Below are 17,242 nucleotides of genomic sequence, written 5' to 3'. Positions count from 1 at the left end.
GGGTGTCTACCAAAAGCAAATATATTACCTATATTCTGGCGCTCCATCTGGTGCTGATTTTTCTGGTTTACAAAATCCTGTTTCAGGATAAAATACTGTTTATTTCTTCCGAAATTTTTCTTTTGCTTTCCATTGCTGCATCCATCAGAATATATCAGAATTTTATGCAACCTAATGAATTTGTAAGATCGGGTATAGAAGCGATTAAGGATAAGGACTTTACCATCAAATTTGTCCCGACCGGAAAAGGGGAGGTTGATTCCCTTATTGAGGTTTATAATTTAATGATCGACCAGTTGCGCGAAGAAAGAACAAAGCTTAATGAGCAGCATTTTTTTCTGGAAAAACTCATTGCAGCTTCACCGATCTCAATTATCATCCTGGATTTTGATGATAAAATTGAATCCATGAATATAAAAGCAAGGGAGCAGTTTAAACAGGATTCGGAAATATTAAAAGGGAAAAAGTTAGCAGAAACCAATTTGTCATTGCTCATCGAATTAGGAAATATGCAGGATGGCGAATCAAGAATTGTTAAAACAGATGGAATTGAAACTTTTAAAGTGCAGCGGTCCCATTTTATGGATAAAGGATTCCGGAGGGCATTTTTGATGATTGAAGAGCTGACAGCTGAAATGCTCAATTCAGAAAAAAAGCGTATGGAAAGGTGATCAGAATGATGGCGCACGAAGTAAATAACACATTGGGTGCAACCGATTCCATACTTCAGACCACACGTAGTTATCTGGTTGCAGATGAGTATACTGATTTAAATGATGCACTTCGTATTGCTTCGGAAAGGAATCTAAGGCTGACAAAGTTTATGAGGAATTTTGCAGATGTTGTCAGGCTGCCATTACCTAATTTGGAAAGTATTCAGCTCAATAAGCTGGTTCATGATGTAGTTATTTTTATGCAATCGTTAGCCTGGGAAAATGGAATTGGTTTGCAAATGGAAACCATGTCTGAAATTAATATTCAGGCTGATTCCGGCCAGATAGAACAGGTTTTGGTGAACGTGATAAAAAATGCGGTTCAGTCGTGTGAACCAGGTAATCTTGTAAAACTTGTGATTTCTGAAAATCAGTTAGTAATCAGGAATAACGGCAAACCCATTTCTCAACTAGAATCCAATCAGCTTTTTAACCCGTTTTACAGCAGTAAACCAGATGGACAAGGAATTGGTCTGACATTGAGCCGGGAAATATTACTGAATCATGGCTTCCATTTTTCATTGAAAACCAATGATGACGGCTGGACCGAGTTTGTTATTGTGTTTTAATGGTTTAAACGCAGAGTTATGGGAGCGTAAGCCGTGCGGTTTGGCGCAGTGTTCCGCTGCCACGATAACGTTTTTTTTGACAGGATTACAGGATTAACAGGATTTAAGAAAAAACAACTGTATAACTAATATCCTGCAAATCCTGTAATCCTGTCGTAAAAAATTCAGTCTAAAAATCTAAATTCCTCTGACTTTAATTGTAAAAGCTTTTGCAGGGTTTTCAATGAGGAGCTGGTTGATCTCATTTTCTGAAAAGCCTTTGGTTTTTAGTAAAGGAACAAATTGGTCGGGAATTGTTGTAAATCCCTTGAATTCACCGCCATCTTTTTCTCCCGGTTTATACCAGCCTGCATCGTGTGAAATCAGTATCTGATCCAATAAACCATTAGATTTCAAAAGAGAAATGGTCTTTTCATTTTTGTCCATAGAATCTTCTCCAATTCCATCCAGACTAATCCAGCACCCCGATTTGGTAATTTTTATAAAATCTTCATCACTTCCGCTGGCATGCACCCAAACAAATGCAGCTGGATCAACGCCGTTTGCTTTCAATATGTCCAGTTGCTGATATGCAGGAAGGGCAGGTCCGGTGTGAGAGCATATAGTTAATCCGGTTTGTAAATGTGTAACAGCGGCTGCTTTAATTAATTTTTGATGTAATTCTGATAATGTACCGGGATTAACGCCGGTTTTTATAAAACCTGGTTTTACAGAAGTGCCATCAATACCATTATTAAATTCCTTGATCCACCGTTCCGCCAATCGTTCTGCGCTTTCTGTGAAAGCCCATTTTGGCAGGTATTTGTTATCAGATGCGCCGTAATAGCCGGTATTTGTAAGAATATGTAGTCCGGACTGTTCTGAAAGTTTTTGTAATAACTTCACATCACGACCAATATAAGCAGGCGTACATTCGACAACACTCTTAAACCCTCTGGCTTTAATTTCTAAAAGATATGGAAGTGCTTTTTTGATAACTGCGTCGTGTTCCCAGCGATCAGGACTGATTTTATCCGCACCAATAAAATCTACAAGTACGTGTTCATGGATCAAGGTTTTTCCCAAATCGGTTGGATTAATAATACCACTTACAGTGAAGATTTTTTCACCAGTATTATTGGAAAATTGTGTTGCTAACGGAGTGGCAATGCATGTTTGAAGAAATTGCCGGCGAGTGATCATGAGCAAGAAATTTGATAAGTTCAATACATGAATTTGCCATTAACCCAGTGCCACGGATATCGCATTCAAAAAACAATTTTTTCAAACAATCATTCCCGTTTCCTCGTAATTTTTTATCCAGGTTTTGCGCTTGCCCTCAATCGTAAGATAGAAGTCGTAAATGACCTTCATATCTTTCTGATAATCATTCTGGAGATAAATGGGCTCGCTGACAACTACTGCTTTTCGGACATAATCGAAACCAATTAAAATGAGCGGCACATTGGCTTTTAAGGCAATATGATAAAAACCCGTTTTAATTTTATCTACATCTTTTCTGGTTCCTTCGGGTGTAATGGCAATGTGCAGTTCATCATATTGCTTGTACATGTCAGAAACGGTGTCCACCATATTAGTGGCTTTATTTCTATAAACCGGATAACAGCCCAATGCTCGAAAAAGCCAACCGGAATACCATTTGAATAATTGGCTTTTAGCTAAAAATCCAATATTGATTTCCATGTCAGCACGCCCTCCCAGACAAACAATAAAATCCCAGTTCGAAGTATGTGGAGCCCCGACCCAAACAGCTTTGCGGATTTCAACAGGAGGCTTTCCTATGATTTTCCATCCGGCAGCGCGAAATAAAAAGGCGGTAATTGCTCTTAACATGAAATAATATTGACAATAAAAGCCGGACTAGATTTCAATAAATGGCTTCGGACTAAATGATATAATAAAAATAATTAACGCAGCAATCCCCAGAATAATACGTGGCAGGTCAAGTGGCGTATTATCTTCCGTTTCTGGATGTTTGACTCCTAAAAATCGGCCAAGGATAAAGATAAATGGCAAAAAGCCGGAGTATCCTTCCAAGTCCGGGCGGATGTAAGATGCGGCAAACTGGCCTACAACGATGATTAATGCCACCATCAATGCAGTCATTTGCGTTTCGAAAGCTCTTCTAAAACAGATGTACAAAAAGTAAATGTAAATAGCCAGATAAAGCAACTGGTTATAGAATATTTCATCTGCACCGGTAGCGAATGACTCTGCTTTAAAAAGCCCAAGACCGGCGTAAAAAACAAATATTCCAAACAACGCAGGAGCCGCAACATCAAATTTTTTCTTGCCAATCAATCCGTATAAAATGTGCCCGCCATCAAGCTGGCCGATTGGGATCAGATTTAGCGATGTAAAGAAAAGAGCCAGATATCCTGCAAAAATAAAAGGATAGTGAATCATTTCATATGCATGAGGAAGTCGTGCCGGATCTGCAACATATGTTTTAAAGAACCAGAATAGCATGTTATCACCCAAAGTTATATTGCCTGCTGCTTTTTCATACACGAACTGTGGATAATTCAGTCCGTATCGGGCGTATTCAGGATGAATAGAAAAGATATATTCGGGTGGTGGTAAATGTGTAAAACCGTACCATAAAACAACTAATGCTGCAATAAAGCCTGCTAGGGGACCTGCAATTCCAATATCAAAGAACTTTAAGCGTGAACGTACGACCGATGTAATCCGAATAAATGCACCCATTGTGCCTATACTTTGCGAAATTCCAAACCAGAGAGGAATATAATAGGGAAGAGTAACTTTAACCTGATGTGCTTTTGCAACAAAATAATGACCGAATTCATGAATGGTTAGAATAGCCAGGAAAGGCAATGAAAACTGAAACCCGCTTACAAATTGTGGCCAGCCCATAGCTTTTAAAGAAGCCGCTTTAATTTCCGGCCTGTCGTCACCAAGAAATTGAATGAAGTCGAAAATAAACGAGAAAATATTGCCGTACATCCACTCGGCTCCTGCCATTGTGGTGGTAATAACTGTTACAATAAAAAGCAGGGCCTGAATTACGTACGTCCTTGTATTAGACTGCATAGTCTTTTAGATATTCCAGTATAGTGGTTGGCTTACGGACGTGAATCGTCTCTATACCCAAAGTGGCGGCTCCTTCAATATTTGCCAGATTATCGTCCAGGAAAAGTGTTTCTTCAGCAACAAGGCCTTCCTTGTCCAACACCTGCTGGTAAATGCCGGCGGCGGGTTTCATCAATCCCATTTCGTAGGAAAGATAGACCTTGTCAAAAAGTTCATCCAGTTTTTTAATCCCGGTAGCCGCTTCCAGAATTTTGTTTACTTGTGTAATGTGAATAGAACTGGTATTGCTGAGTAAAAATAATTTGTAATGCTTTCTTAAATTTTGGAGTAATTCAATCCTTTCACTTGGGATGTCAAGTAACAGGCTATTCCAGGCGGTATCAATCATTTCATCCGTCCAGTCAGGGAATACCAGTATTTCCCGGATATAATTTCTAAACCCGTTTTCATCAAGCTGTCCGGTTTCAAACTGACGGAAAAGATCTTTTTCTTTAAATAAATCAAGGATTTCCTGCTGTTCCCTGCCGCTAAGCTTAGCAAAAGAAAGCGATGCAACCGGAACATCAATGTTCAGGATTACATCACCTAAATCGAAAATGATATTTTTAATCTTGTCGTTTTTCATATTTAGCTCTTTTAGCTTTTGGCGTTTAGCTTTAAAACGTAATTCCAAAAGCCCGTTAACCCTTCCTCCCTTTCCCCTCCTTCGTTATTCTACGACAACACCCATTGCACAGAATTTCTCAATTCTTTGATCCACTCGTTTGTCAGCAGACATTTTGGAAAGCTCTTTTATATTTTCAAGAATTACACGTTTCAATTCACCGGCCATCCAATCATGATCCAGATGTGCGCCACCAAGAGGCTCAGCAATAATTCCATCAATTAGTTTATTGGCCTTCATGTCTTTGGCAGTCATTTTCATTGCCTCTGCTGCCTGTTCTTTAAAATCCCAGCTGCGCCAAAGAATAGCCGAGCAGTTTTCAGGTGAAATTACAGAGTACCAGGTATTTTCCAACATCAGTACACGGTCACCGATAGCCAGGCCTAATGCACCACCAGAAGCACCTTCACCAATAACGATGCAGATGACAGGTACTTTCAGCATAAACATTTCTTTCAGGTTGCGAGCAATGGCTTCACCCTGTCCGCGTTCTTCTGCTTCCATACCAGGAAACGCGCCCGGTGTATCAATCAGCGTAACGATAGGTTTATTGAATTTTTCAGCAAGTTTCATCAACCGTAACGCTTTTCTGTAACCTTCCGGATTTGGCATTCCGAAGTTACGATGCTGGCGCTGTTTCGTATTACGTCCTTTTTGCTGTCCAATGAGCATAAATGACTGTCCGCCAACATTGGCAAGTCCGCCGATAACCGCCGGATCATCCCTGACCTGGCGGTCGCCGTGCAATTCTATAAATTCATCACAAATCCGCTCAATATAATCAAGAGTATAAGGGCGGTCTGGATGGCGCGATAATTGAACACGCTGCCACCGGGTAAGATTTTCAAATATATCTTTCCGAAGATCTGTTATATTATTTTCCAATAAGGAAATGGCACCTGAAAAATCCACATTATTTTCAGACGCTAATGTTTTCATTTCTTCGAGCTTACGTTCGAGCTCGGCCATAGGTTTTTCGAAATCCAGGTATGTTCTCATCTTTAGGTTCTGGTTTGTGAGCTAATTTTTGTGGGTTACAATTCGTAAGTGCGTCCCCGCAATGGTATTTCTACCGTATTATAGCCCAATTGATTAATTTTGCCCTGGAAATCAGCCATACTTTGCTGTTCTCCATGAACCAGGAAAACTCCTTTAAGTTTGTCCGGATCCTGCATTTTTACAAATTTTATTAAATCATTCTGATCTCCGTGGCCGCTAAATACGTCAATTTTTTCAATATTAGCCAAGACAGGCAACTGTTTACCACGAATTGAAATGGTATCTTGTCCATTCAAAAGCCTCCATCCAAGCGTTCCTTCTGAGGCATACCCAACCATGAGAATCGTAGCATAGGGATTACCAATATTAGCCTCAACGTGATGCTCAACCCGGCCGCCCTGCACCATTCCCGAAGAAGAAATGATGATACAAGGTTCATTGTAATTTGAAATAGCCTTACTTGCATCCGAGCTTTCCAGATAGATCAGGTTATCAAAATCGAAAAGCATATCATTGTCATCCTGAAAAGTGCGCGCTTCCTTATTCAGCAGGCGTACATGTTTCTGGTACACTTTCGTGCTGCTATGTGCCAAAGGGCTATCCGAAAATACTTTAAGATTTGGAAAAGAATGGTCTGTATAGATTTTGTTAAGTGTGAAAAGCAAAGCCTGTGTCCGGCCCACACTGAAAGACGGGATAATGAGCCGTCCCGGAATATCAATACAAGTACGTTTAATTACGTCAGCCAGTGCATCCGAAGGCGAATCTGTGTTTTCGTGAACCCGGTTACCATAGGTGGTCTCGCAGATCAGATAATCAACCTGGGGTACGTCCTGCGGGTCTGTTAGCAACGGATAATTGCTACGGCCTATATCTCCTGAAAAGCATATTTTTTTCTTCTCGCCGTTTTCTGTAATTTCTACAACAATATGTGCGGCACCAAGCAAATGCCCTGCTGTGTAAAAGGTTATAGCCACATGGTCTGCTATCCTGTAACGCTGTCCAAAAGAGACAGGTACAAAATTTTCGAGTGCTTCTATGACATTTTTTTCAACGAAGTAATCTCTTGGAAGATCCTTTTTCTTTTTTCCTTTCTTCTTGTTATTACTTCCATTGCGGGCATTGAGCCGCTTTTGGTGTAAGTTGGCTGCATCTTTTAATAGTAGCGCAGTAAGTGCCAGAGTAGGTTCGGTACAAACAACTCTTCCTTCAAATCCTTCTTTGAATAAATTAGGAATATTGCCTGAATGGTCAATATGGGCATGGGTAAGCAGTACTGTATTTATTAAACTTGCATCGAAAGGAAAAACACTTTTTTGTTCATCATAACGGGTTTTCTTACCTATCTCATCTAAATCAAAATCTGAACCGCAATCAATTAAAATACGGTAGTCGTCCGATTCCAACAGGAACATACTACCAGTAACTTGTTGTGCAGCTCCCCAAAATGTCAATTTCATACTTTTAAATGGGGTGAATATCTATATCCTGATTTTTCTCTTCTGGAAAAATCTGTACTGTTTTTAAATCTTGTTTATAATAATGGAAAATCAAATAATTAATTATGGATGGAAGTCAAATTCTGAATATTATCAATTATTTAACACGTCCTTATTTATATATCCTTATTAATTTTGTACAAAAGTATCAAAAAAGGGACGGAGTATAAGTGATTACTTATTAGTTTAGAACTGAATCTTTCATTTTAGCAGGTAATCCTGCCATTTCACTCTTATATGAAATTCCTTTTAAATCTGTTTTTTATTCATTTTTGTTATGCTGGTTTTTCTCAATCTGTTGATAGCCTGGCTCTAACTAATTTTAGCGACGCTGTCTTAGAATTACAAAACAGTGAAATATTCCGAAACGGTTCACTGGCAGTCAGTTTAAAGACTGTTAAAGAAGGAAAACCTGTTTTTGCATTAAATCAGGAGCGTTCCCTTCCTTCTGCTTCCATTTTAAAATTGGTTTCCACTGCAACCGTGTTGTCGGTATTGGGAGGCGATTACCGGTTCCAAACGTTTCTTGAATACGACGGAACGATCAGCGGTGACACTTTAACTGGCAATATTTATATTCGTGGTTCCGGAGACCCGTCTTTGGGAAGCGATCGTTTTAAAGGGTATCCAATCGCGTCAGAATTGGTAAAGAGGTGGGCAGAGGCTGTTTCGAAAGCCGGAATCCGATATATCAAAGGACAGGTTATTGGTGATGCGTCATTTTTCGACAGACAATCCTTAGCTGACAGCTGGATATGGGCTGATTTGGGAAATTACTATGGAGCGGGCGTTCGGGGGCTAAATTTTAATGAAAATCAGTATAAAGTCAAATTCAAGCCGGGCACTGAACCGGGCGATCCTGCGGCTTATCTGGGAATTGAACCGGCTATATCGTACTTGTTTTTTAAAAACCAGGTAACCACGGGAGAAAAAGGTTCGGGTGATCAGACTGTCATTTACAGTGATCCTCTTGGTAATAATGTTTTGCTAACCGGAACTGTTCCGTTGGGTTTTACCACATTTTCAGTAAAAGGTTCTATACCGAACCCATCGGAGTATATAGCTTTTGCTTTAAAAGAAACCCTGATAAGTTTTCAGATTCCGGTTGTTGGTGGAAATGAATTATCTGGCACACCCATTCCGTTATTAAGTCCAAGGAAAATTCTCGACGAATATAAGTCACCCATGTTACGCGAATTATGCCTGCAAACAAATCTCTGGAGCATTAATTTATATGCAGATACTTTTCTAAAACAAATAGGAAAACGGCTGACGGGAAATTCGGAATACGATGCTTCCGCAAAAGCAATGTCGGATTACTGGATAACACGCAGGGCTGATTTAAGAGGTTTTTTTATTAAGGATGGAAGCGGCCTTTCTCCGTCAGGTTCGGTTACCGTTCAGAACATGACAGATATTTTAAGTGCTGTAAGCAAAGAAACCAGTTTTAATGATTTCTATAAAAGCATTGCAATTCTGGGGCAAACAGGAACAGTGCGTAATTTGGGCAAAGGAACAAAAGCTTCCGGTAATGTGAGAGCTAAAAGCGGTTCCATTGAAGGGACCCGTGCTTATGCAGGCTATGTTACTTCACGTTCAGGCGAGCTTTTGAGCTTTGCTATTATTGCACATAAATACCAGCCGGGCAGCAACCGTGTTGTTTCGGAAGAATTAGTCAGGTTAATGGCTTTGATGGCAGCACTGTGAAAAATAAGATTTTGTAAATTATTTATAGTTTTTGTAATAATTTAACTTTTAGTAACGAATGATTAATTGTTTGCTCAACCTGAACTATGAAAAAGGCAGATATCTGTGTAATCTATTTTGGAAAACCTTATCAGACAATCATTTCTATTTTATCATTATTAAAATATAGCCGTCAGCATATCAATAAAGTTTTTATCACTGTTGAGAAAAAACAGCCGTTTGATACATATGGAGATGTTTTTAAAGTAATTCAGGCCATCAAACCTTTAATTCTGGTTGAGCTGTATTATCCCCAATATTTTTATGATCTGGATACGCTGGACTATGAAAGGGTAAAAACGGATAAGGATTACCGTTGGTCCATTCCATATCAGTATGCTTTGGAAAACGCATCCGGTGAATATCTTTTTATCATGCATAATGATATGGTCTTTCATAGTGATATGATAGGGGAGATGTTTCCGCTATACGGACAGAATAACAAGCTGGCAGGAACCGGTTCAATCGGACAATGCTGGTCATGTCCGGCATCGGCCTCATTTGCTGATTTATGTAATGGTTTTAAATTTCAGGAATATGTTCCTGATCAGGCGGAGGCGATCATTCTGCATGAAAAATATAATACGCCTAGAAAAGCAAAGGATATTGAAGTGCTCGAAACGGGCAGGGTGCACCCACTTCCTGAATGCAGGCTGAATGAATATGCCTGTATGATCAGGCTGGAAATTTACAGAAAAACGACATTGCCTTTTGCAAAAAATGTTTGTTTTGGCGGAAACTGGGGATTTACCGCAGATTTAGGTACAGGCTGGTTTCATCAGATGGTCAATGACGGATTTCAGTTTCAGCATTTTATACTTGAAAATTATGCCATTCACTCCATGTTTAATCCGATCGGCCAGGGAATTCAGGCTTATTCCAAAGCAGATAATTATGATTTGAGTGAAAAAAACGCATTAAATTATCTTCTTGAAAATTATAACATCAATGTCACTTTAAATTTAAAATACCAGATTCTCTCCAGCCTGCGAATACAAAAATTCAATATCAAAAAACAATTATTGAAAATGTATCATTTTGGCAGACGGATAGTTAAGGCTTAATATATGACAACAGAAATTCGGAGCGTAACAATCGGTGAAATATTAGGGATAAGGCATCAGGTGCTTTGGGCGCAGAAGTCGCCGGATTTTGTAAAAGTACCGGAGGATGAAAGCGGATTACATTTTGGCATGTTTTACAATCAAGAGCTAGTCTCTGTTATTTCTTTGTTTCCTGATACTGACGAAGGAGTCCGTTTCCGGAAATTTGCTACAATGGCAGCTTTTCAGAATAAGGGATTAGGATCCAAACTACTGGAATTTGTAATCAGTTATTCCAGGGATCATCAGCACAATAGAATCTGGTGCGACGCCCGGACCAATGCCCTGGGATTTTATGAAAGATTTGGATTCAGTAAGTTCTCAGATTCTTTTATGAAGGAAGAAATCGAATACTACAAAATTGCAAAGAATTTATAAATCCCTGAAAACAGAAAAACGGCTGGAAACACAACTTCCAGCCATTTTTCTGTCAGGATTTTACTGCTGTACTTTTTCAATAACAAAATTGTGATTGGTATAAATACAAAGGTCTGCGGCAACGGTTAAACTTTCCCTTACCATATCTTCAGCTGACAAATGCGGGGCATGTTTTTTCAATGCCTGAGCTGCGGATAAAGCAAAATTCCCACCGGATCCTATTGCCGCAATTCCGTTTTCGGGTTCCAGAACATCACCTGTTCCTGAAATTACCAAAATTTCGTCTTTAGAAGCCGTAATCATCATTGCTTCCAGTTTTCGCAGGTAACGATCGGTACGCCAGTCTTTTGCCAGCTCAATTGCCGCTCTTTTCATATTACCACCATACGCATTCAGTTTTTCTTCAAAGCGTTCAATCAGCGTAAATGCATCAGCTGTAGATCCGGCAAAACCTGCCAGTATTTTACCACCCATTAAAACCCTTATTTTTTTGACATTTCCTTTTGCAACAGTAGTTCCCATCGTTGCCTGACCGTCCGCGCCTAGTGATACTGTACCGTTATGAAGTACGCCAAGGACGGTAGTTGCATGTATTTTTTCCATGAATTGGTTCTTAATTAAATCTGAAACTAGCTTTAAAACAAAAGTGCCAGGTCGTAAAACCTGACACTTTGTACATTTCTTGAATTTTGAGATAAGATAATATTAAATATTAGTTTTTATTTCTCAAAATGGCCAGAATAGATTGCTGGGTAATCTCCATTTTATCTAATCTGGAATCCATTGAATCAAACTTGCGATCGATTGAATCAAACTTATGATCGATTGAATCAAATTTATGATCAATTAAATCAAATTTATGATCCATAGATTCCAGCTTCCCATCAATCTTGTCAATTTTGCCGTTTAATTCTAATTGATTTTTAAGCAGAAATGATATACTATCATTCTGTTTGTCGATCATCTCAATAGTCCGATGTGTTACTACTTTAAGTTGTGACAATTCCCCGGAAAGATGTGATATTTCACTTGTAAGGGAATCAACCTTCGTAGAAGTTGCATCGATCTTAATTAACATTTCAACTATTAATGGCTCAATCTGGTCTAAGCGGTCTCCTGATTTCATAGTGTGTGTTGCTTCTTAATTTAATTTTAAACGAGCATACTCATCGGTTCTTCCAGTAATTTCTTCACCGTATTCAGGAAAGCAGCAGCCAATGCTCCATCCACAACACGATGATCAGCTGAAATCGTTACTTTCATGATATTTGTTGGGTAAACTGTTCCGTCTTCTTTGAAAGCAGCTACTTTTTTGATACCTCCAATCGCAAGGATACAAGAATCCGGTGGATTGATGATGGCTGTAAATTCGTCCACACCAAACATACCCAGGTTCGAGATGGAGAATGTATTTCCTTCCCAGTCCTTCGGCTGTAATTTTTTATCTTTTGCTTTGCCAGCCAGATCTTTTACTTCTGCTGAAATAGTCGATAGCGTTTTTTTGTCGGCATCACGGATTACCGGAACGAGCAAGCCTTCGTCAACGGCAACGGCTACACCAATATTAACGTAATTGTATCTTCTGATTTTATCGCCCAGCCATGCAGAGTTTACAGCAGGATGTTGTTTCAGTGCAACAGCACAAGCTTTAATAACAAAGTCGTTGAAAGAGATTTTAGCAGGGCTCACTTCATTTAACTGAGGACGAAGAGCCATCGCTTTATCCATCACAATTTCCATTGTTACATAGAAATGCGGTGCAGTAAATATACTGTCGCTCAAACGTCGTGCTATGGTTTTACGCATTTGCGAAATCGGCGTATCGGTAAAGTCGCCGGTAGCCGGTGTAGTGGCTGCAGGTGCACTTGCTGGAGCTGCTTGTTTTTGCTCTGCTGCAGGAGCTGCTGCCGGAGCCTCTGCTTTTGCGGCAGGTTTGAACTCGTCCACATCGCGTTTAACGATACGACCGTTGTCACCACTTCCTTCTACCTGGCTTAAATTAATTCCTTTTTCGTCAGCAAGTTTCTTGGCAAGAGGCGATGCTTTAATACGGTCACCAGAATCTGCAACAGAAACCGCTTTTTCTGCTGAAGCATCCGGTGCAGGAGCACCATTACTGCTGCCAGTAGCCGCAGCTGCTTCTGGCTCTGCTTCTCCGTTTTCACGTGCAAGCAATGCTTCTACATTAGCTCCTTCTTCACCTATTACTGCTATGATACCATCAACCGGTACCGCTTCTCCTTCTTTTATACCCACATACAGAAGCGTTCCGTCCTCATATGCTTCCAGTTCCATTGTGGCTTTGTCGGTTTCAACTTCCGCCAGAATGTCTCCTGATTTTACCTTATCACCAACTTTTTTCTGCCAGGACACCAAAGTTCCTTCTTCCATCGTATCGCTCATTTTAGGCATACGAACGACAGTTGCATTTATCTTTTCGGTTGATTTGGCAGGTGCTGCCGGAGCAGGTTTTTTCTCTTCTTTATCAGGCGTTACAGTTTCCACTGCGGCAGTTTCCACTGCGGCAGTGGAAACAGGTGGAGCTGATTCTGCTTTTACTTCCGGAGCGCCGTTGGATTTACCATTTTCGCTGCTACCTTCCAGTAAAGACTTATAATCTTCTCCTTCGTTGCCAACAACAGCCATAATACCATCAATAGGTACTGCATCTCCTTTTTGTACGCCTATATATAGAAGCGTACCGTCATAATATGACTCAAGATCCATTGTCGCTTTGTCTGTTTCGACTTCAGCTATAATTTCACCGGATTTGATTTTATCACCAACTTTTTTGTGCCATTCTGCGATAACACCTTCTTCCATGGTGTCGCTCATCTTGGGCATACGGATTACTTCTGCCATATCGCTTGTTAAGGTATTTTAGTTTCTCGGTCTAAAAATAAGATTTCAGTCAAAATTACAACAAAAGGCTAATTTAGCACTTCCTTTTGGTATAAATTCTATAATGACAACATTATGGAAATCCGTAATGTAATCAGGCAACGCTCATGCGTGTTTGGGTAATTTTCAAAAAGACAAATGATGTTGACTGAAACAGAGCCAGTAATATCCGGAACTTAACTGATCTTCAAGACAGCCATAAATGCCTCTTGTGGAATCTCTACGTTCCCAACCTGACGCATGCGTTTCTTTCCTTTTTTCTGCTTTTCGAGCAATTTACGTTTACGGGAAATATCACCGCCATAACATTTTGCCAATACATCCTTTCGCATGGCCTTAACTGTTTCACGTGCGATGATTTTTTGTCCGATAGCTGCCTGAATTGCAATTTCAAACATTTGGCGGGGAATTAATTCCCGTAATTTCTCACATAATTTTTTACCCCATTCGTATGACTTGGAACGGTGAACGATCGCAGAAAGTGCATCTACCGGTTCGCCGTTAAGCATCACATCCAGTTTCACCATGTCAGATTCCTGATAGCCTGCCAACTCATAATCGAGTGAAGCGTAACCCCGCGAAATGGTTTTGAGTTTATCAAAAAAGTCAAATACAACTTCTGCCAAAGGCATTTTAAATTGTAATTCTACCCGGTCTGCTGTCAGATAAACCTGGTTTTTCAGGATTCCGCGCTTGTCCATACATAAGTTGAGGATCGGGCCGATGTAATCAGATTTGGTAATGATCTGAGCATTGATAAACGGTTCTTCAATTGATTTGATATGCGTAGAATCCGGCATTTCAGACGGAGCACTGATATTCAGCATCTGGTTTTTTGTGTTCAGAATTCTGAACTGAACCGACGGGACCGTTGTGATCACAGTCATGTCAAATTCCCGTTCCAGCCTTTCCTGAACAATTTCCATATGAAGCATGCCAAGGAAACCGCAGCGGAATCCAAAGCCAAGTGCAGCAGATGTTTCCGGTTCCCAAACCAGGGCCGCGTCGTTCAGCTGAAGTTTTTCCATAGCTTCGCGCAGCTCTTCAAATTCAGTGGTATCCACAGGATAAATACCCGCAAAAACCATTGGTTTTACTTCCGAAAATCCAATAATTCCTTCACTTGCAGGCCGGTTAGTATGCGTGAAAGTATCACCTACTTTCACTTCCTTTGCTACTTTGATACCAGAGATCAGGTACCCTACATCTCCGCATTCTACGACTTGCTTCGGAATTTGAACCAAGCCTAATGTTCCGATTTCGTCTGCGTTGTATTCTTTACCGGTCGCCATGAATTTTACACGGTCACCTTTTTTTATACTACCGTTCTTTACACGGAAAATAACTTCAATACCGCGGTAAGAGTTAAAAACAGAATCAAAAATAAGTGCCTGCAAAGGAGCTTCGGGGTCACCGACCGGTGCAGGAATGCGCTCTATAATGGCATTCAGGATTTCTTCAATTCCAATTCCTTCTTTGCCACTTGCAGGGATAATATCCGACCGTGTGCAACCCAGAAGATCAACCATTTCATCCTTTATTTCCTCAGGCCTTGCCCCTGGAAGATCTATTTTATTAAGTACCGGAATAATCATCAGGTCATGATTGATCGCCAGGTATAAATTGGAAATTGTCTGCGCTTCTGTTCCTTGTGACGCGTCCACTAATAGCAATGCACCTTCACAGGCTGCAATAGAACGGGATACTTCGTATGAAAAATCGACGTGTCCCGGAGTATCAATAAGATTTAGTGTATATTCTTCTCCTTTGTAGAGGTAAGTCATTTGGATGGCGTGACTCTTAATGGTTATCCCGCGCTCGCGTTCCAAATCCATATTGTCCAAAAGCTGGGCCTGCATTTCACGCTGCGTTACCGTTTTAGTGAATTCTAATAAACGATCAGCCAGTGTGCTTTTCCCATGGTCAATATGGGCGATAATACAAAAATTACGAATTTTCTTCATGTAGTAAATTAAGCCGACAACCACTTACGGTTTGTCATTGATGCACAAAATTACGAGGCTGTTGGGGATTTTAACAGAATGGAAGATTTATTTATTAAATTTTCTGATATCTGATAAGAAATCTTACAATAAAATATGGCTGTTACTTCAAATCACCCGGATACTTTCCAATATGTTAAAAGTAACGTTTAGCAGTTTATTTGAGACAACAGTTCAGGATGTCAGAAATATTTTAAATAACCTTCACTAAATCAGTTGATTATGCATAAAAAGAAAAACACGCAGGTTTCAAAATGAACCCGCGTGTCAAATTACACTTCATCAACAAACTAAAAACCAAATAAAACTACTACGAAAATAATCGCTTGTCAAGTTTTTTTGTTGTAGGAGGGGGATTCGAACCACCCACGGTGCGGTTAGCTACGGTACAATACTGATTTGGTGGTCCACCCCAGTCGACTTGCGTCGGCATTATGCTGCGTTTATCCCTTATTCACCACCCCCGAGACAGGAGGGCATGGCTGCCAGTTTCATCACCCTACAATGTGATATTTTTATCAATTCAGGCACTTTAACAATAAATGCTTCTTAAATTGACTTTGCAAAACTAGTAGTAAAGATTTTAATAATAAAATTTTTACATAATAAATTCGTAAAATTTATCATTTTGGCATAAATTGTGGTTAATTGTTGCGAAATATCTAATGGAAAATATATAAATGCAAAAATATTCAGACATTGACGGTACTGATCTTCGTATCCTGGCTTTATTGATAGAAAACGCGGCACTTCCATATACAGAGATAGGCAAGCGCGTTTTTGTATCGGGAGGGACAGTACACGTGCGGATGAAAAAACTGGAACAGCTGGGGATCGTAAAAGGGTCCCAGCTTGTTATTGATCCTACAAAACTTGGCTGGGATATCAGCGCTTTCTTAGGTATTTATCTGGAAAAAAGTTCTCTTTACGAACAGGTTGCCACAGAGCTGGAAGGTATCCCGGAGGTGGTCAATATCCATTATACTACCGGTATATACAGCATTTTTATAAAAATCGTTTGCAGGGATACCGGCCATCTCAGGGAGATACTACATGATAAAATTCAGAAAGTTAGCGGAATACAAAGGACTGAAACATTTATCTCTTTAGAAGAAAGAATAAACAGATCTATTCCGTTGACGGATGAATAAAAGGAGCTGGAAAAAGAAACTGAAATAAATATTTTAAATTCATATTGTATATATAAAAAACTTATATATATTTGATGAGTCAAATCGGAATTATGGAGAACAACGCAACAAGTAACGAATATGTACGTGGAACTTTGAAGACCATCGTATTAAATTTATTGGCAGAACATGACCGCATGTATGGCTATGAAATAACCCAGGAAGTGAAAGACCGGACGGGTGGAGCGATTGCACTGACTTTCGGAGCGCTTTATCCGGTACTTCATAAGCTGGAACAGGAAGGTTTGCTGATCACGGAATCGGTTGAAGTGGATGGCAGGCTGAGGAAATATTATTCGCTGACTACACCCGGTAATGAAGCTGCACGTGATAAAACAAACGATTTGGAACGATTTATAGATGCTATAAAAATATTGCTGGCACCTAAAATTTTAACCACAGAATAAGAGTTATTCCATGGCT

17 protein-coding genes are annotated in these 17,242 nt (G+C 39.9%); 7 read left to right on the top strand and 10 right to left on the bottom strand.

Going from position 1 to position 17,242, the window contains the following annotated elements; genetic code table 11:
* The first annotated feature begins 2 nt into the window (after positions 1-2).
* Both KZC02_RS32845 and KZC02_RS32840 read left to right on the top strand, forming a co-directional pair.
* A complete protein-coding gene (locus tag KZC02_RS32845) occupies positions 3-671 on the top strand; it encodes a hypothetical protein (RefSeq protein WP_310590418.1) in 669 nt (222 codons plus the stop codon).
* Between the two features lie 5 nt (positions 672-676).
* Complete coding sequence (locus KZC02_RS32840) at positions 677-1,282, top strand: HAMP domain-containing sensor histidine kinase (protein ID WP_310590417.1); 606 nt, start codon at positions 677-679, stop codon at positions 1,280-1,282.
* Between the two features lie 177 nt (positions 1,283-1,459).
* Here the strand turns inward: KZC02_RS32840 and KZC02_RS07035 are convergent, their stop codons facing one another.
* From KZC02_RS07035 to KZC02_RS07010, 6 genes are all read right to left on the bottom strand, one after another.
* Positions 1,460-2,464, bottom strand: coding sequence for a phosphotriesterase (locus KZC02_RS07035; protein WP_221393449.1), 1,005 nt, complete (start codon positions 2,462-2,464; stop codon positions 1,460-1,462).
* Between the two features lie 81 nt (positions 2,465-2,545).
* The gene (locus KZC02_RS07030; RefSeq protein WP_221393448.1) at positions 2,546-3,115 is read right to left on the bottom strand and encodes a 1-acyl-sn-glycerol-3-phosphate acyltransferase; all 570 of its coding nucleotides are present in this window, start codon (positions 3,113-3,115) and stop codon (positions 2,546-2,548) included.
* A 27-nt stretch (positions 3,116-3,142) separates the two neighbouring features.
* Positions 3,143-4,336, bottom strand: a complete 1,194-nt coding sequence (locus KZC02_RS07025) for a site-2 protease family protein (RefSeq protein WP_221393447.1) — start codon at positions 4,334-4,336, stop codon at positions 3,143-3,145.
* Positions 4,326-4,961 (bottom strand): HAD family phosphatase, encoded by a 636-nt coding sequence (locus KZC02_RS07020; protein WP_221393446.1) that lies wholly within the window; start codon positions 4,959-4,961, stop codon positions 4,326-4,328. The genes KZC02_RS07025 and KZC02_RS07020 overlap by 11 nt, the downstream gene beginning before the upstream one ends.
* A gap of 84 nt (positions 4,962-5,045) precedes the next feature.
* Entirely contained in the window at positions 5,046-5,999 is a 954-nt protein-coding gene (locus tag KZC02_RS07015; protein WP_221393445.1) for an acetyl-CoA carboxylase carboxyltransferase subunit alpha, read from the bottom strand.
* Positions 6,000-6,034: 35 nt separating this feature from the next.
* Positions 6,035-7,459 carry an MBL fold metallo-hydrolase RNA specificity domain-containing protein gene (locus KZC02_RS07010; RefSeq protein ID WP_221393444.1) on the bottom strand — a complete coding sequence of 475 codons (1,425 nt, stop codon included), beginning with the start codon at positions 7,457-7,459 and terminating at the stop codon, positions 6,035-6,037.
* 276 nt (positions 7,460-7,735) lie between these two features.
* Here KZC02_RS07010 and dacB point away from each other — a divergent pair, with 276 nt between their 5' ends.
* From dacB to KZC02_RS06995, 3 genes are all read left to right on the top strand, one after another.
* Positions 7,736-9,205 (top strand): D-alanyl-D-alanine carboxypeptidase/D-alanyl-D-alanine-endopeptidase, encoded by a 1,470-nt coding sequence (dacB, locus tag KZC02_RS07005; protein ID WP_221393443.1) that lies wholly within the window; start codon positions 7,736-7,738, stop codon positions 9,203-9,205.
* A gap of 86 nt (positions 9,206-9,291) precedes the next feature.
* On the top strand, positions 9,292-10,308 hold the full coding sequence (locus tag KZC02_RS07000; protein ID WP_221393442.1) for a hypothetical protein: 1,017 nt from the start codon (positions 9,292-9,294) through the stop codon (positions 10,306-10,308).
* Positions 10,309-10,311: 3 nt separating this feature from the next.
* Entirely contained in the window at positions 10,312-10,725 is a 414-nt protein-coding gene (locus KZC02_RS06995) for a GNAT family N-acetyltransferase (RefSeq protein ID WP_221393441.1), read from the top strand.
* Between the two features lie 60 nt (positions 10,726-10,785).
* Here KZC02_RS06995 and hslV read toward each other — a convergent pair whose 3' ends face one another.
* The 4 genes from hslV to lepA form a co-directional block, all read right to left on the bottom strand.
* Positions 10,786-11,328, bottom strand: a complete 543-nt coding sequence (gene hslV / locus KZC02_RS06990; RefSeq protein ID WP_221393440.1) for an ATP-dependent protease subunit HslV — start codon at positions 11,326-11,328, stop codon at positions 10,786-10,788.
* Positions 11,329-11,437: 109 nt separating this feature from the next.
* A complete protein-coding gene (locus tag KZC02_RS06985; protein WP_221393439.1) occupies positions 11,438-11,851 on the bottom strand; it encodes a hypothetical protein in 414 nt (137 codons plus the stop codon).
* Positions 11,852-11,877: 26 nt separating this feature from the next.
* The gene (locus KZC02_RS06980; RefSeq protein WP_221393438.1) at positions 11,878-13,587 is read right to left on the bottom strand and encodes a pyruvate dehydrogenase complex dihydrolipoamide acetyltransferase; all 1,710 of its coding nucleotides are present in this window, start codon (positions 13,585-13,587) and stop codon (positions 11,878-11,880) included.
* Positions 13,588-13,802: 215 nt separating this feature from the next.
* Positions 13,803-15,590, bottom strand: coding sequence for a translation elongation factor 4 (gene lepA / locus KZC02_RS06975; RefSeq protein ID WP_221393437.1), 1,788 nt, complete (start codon positions 15,588-15,590; stop codon positions 13,803-13,805).
* A 719-nt stretch (positions 15,591-16,309) separates the two neighbouring features.
* Between lepA and KZC02_RS06970 the strand changes: the two genes are divergently transcribed.
* Complete coding sequence (locus KZC02_RS06970; RefSeq protein WP_221393436.1) at positions 16,310-16,780, top strand: Lrp/AsnC ligand binding domain-containing protein; 471 nt, start codon at positions 16,310-16,312, stop codon at positions 16,778-16,780.
* Between the two features lie 92 nt (positions 16,781-16,872).
* The gene (locus KZC02_RS06965) at positions 16,873-17,226 is read left to right on the top strand and encodes a PadR family transcriptional regulator (RefSeq protein ID WP_221394970.1); all 354 of its coding nucleotides are present in this window, start codon (positions 16,873-16,875) and stop codon (positions 17,224-17,226) included.
* Positions 17,227-17,242 lie beyond the last annotated feature (16 nt).

The sequence above is a fragment of the Dyadobacter sp. NIV53 genome, assembly GCF_019711195.1.
Classification (GTDB): domain Bacteria; phylum Bacteroidota; class Bacteroidia; order Cytophagales; family Spirosomataceae; genus Dyadobacter.
This window is presented reverse-complemented; position numbering and strand designations above follow the sequence as displayed.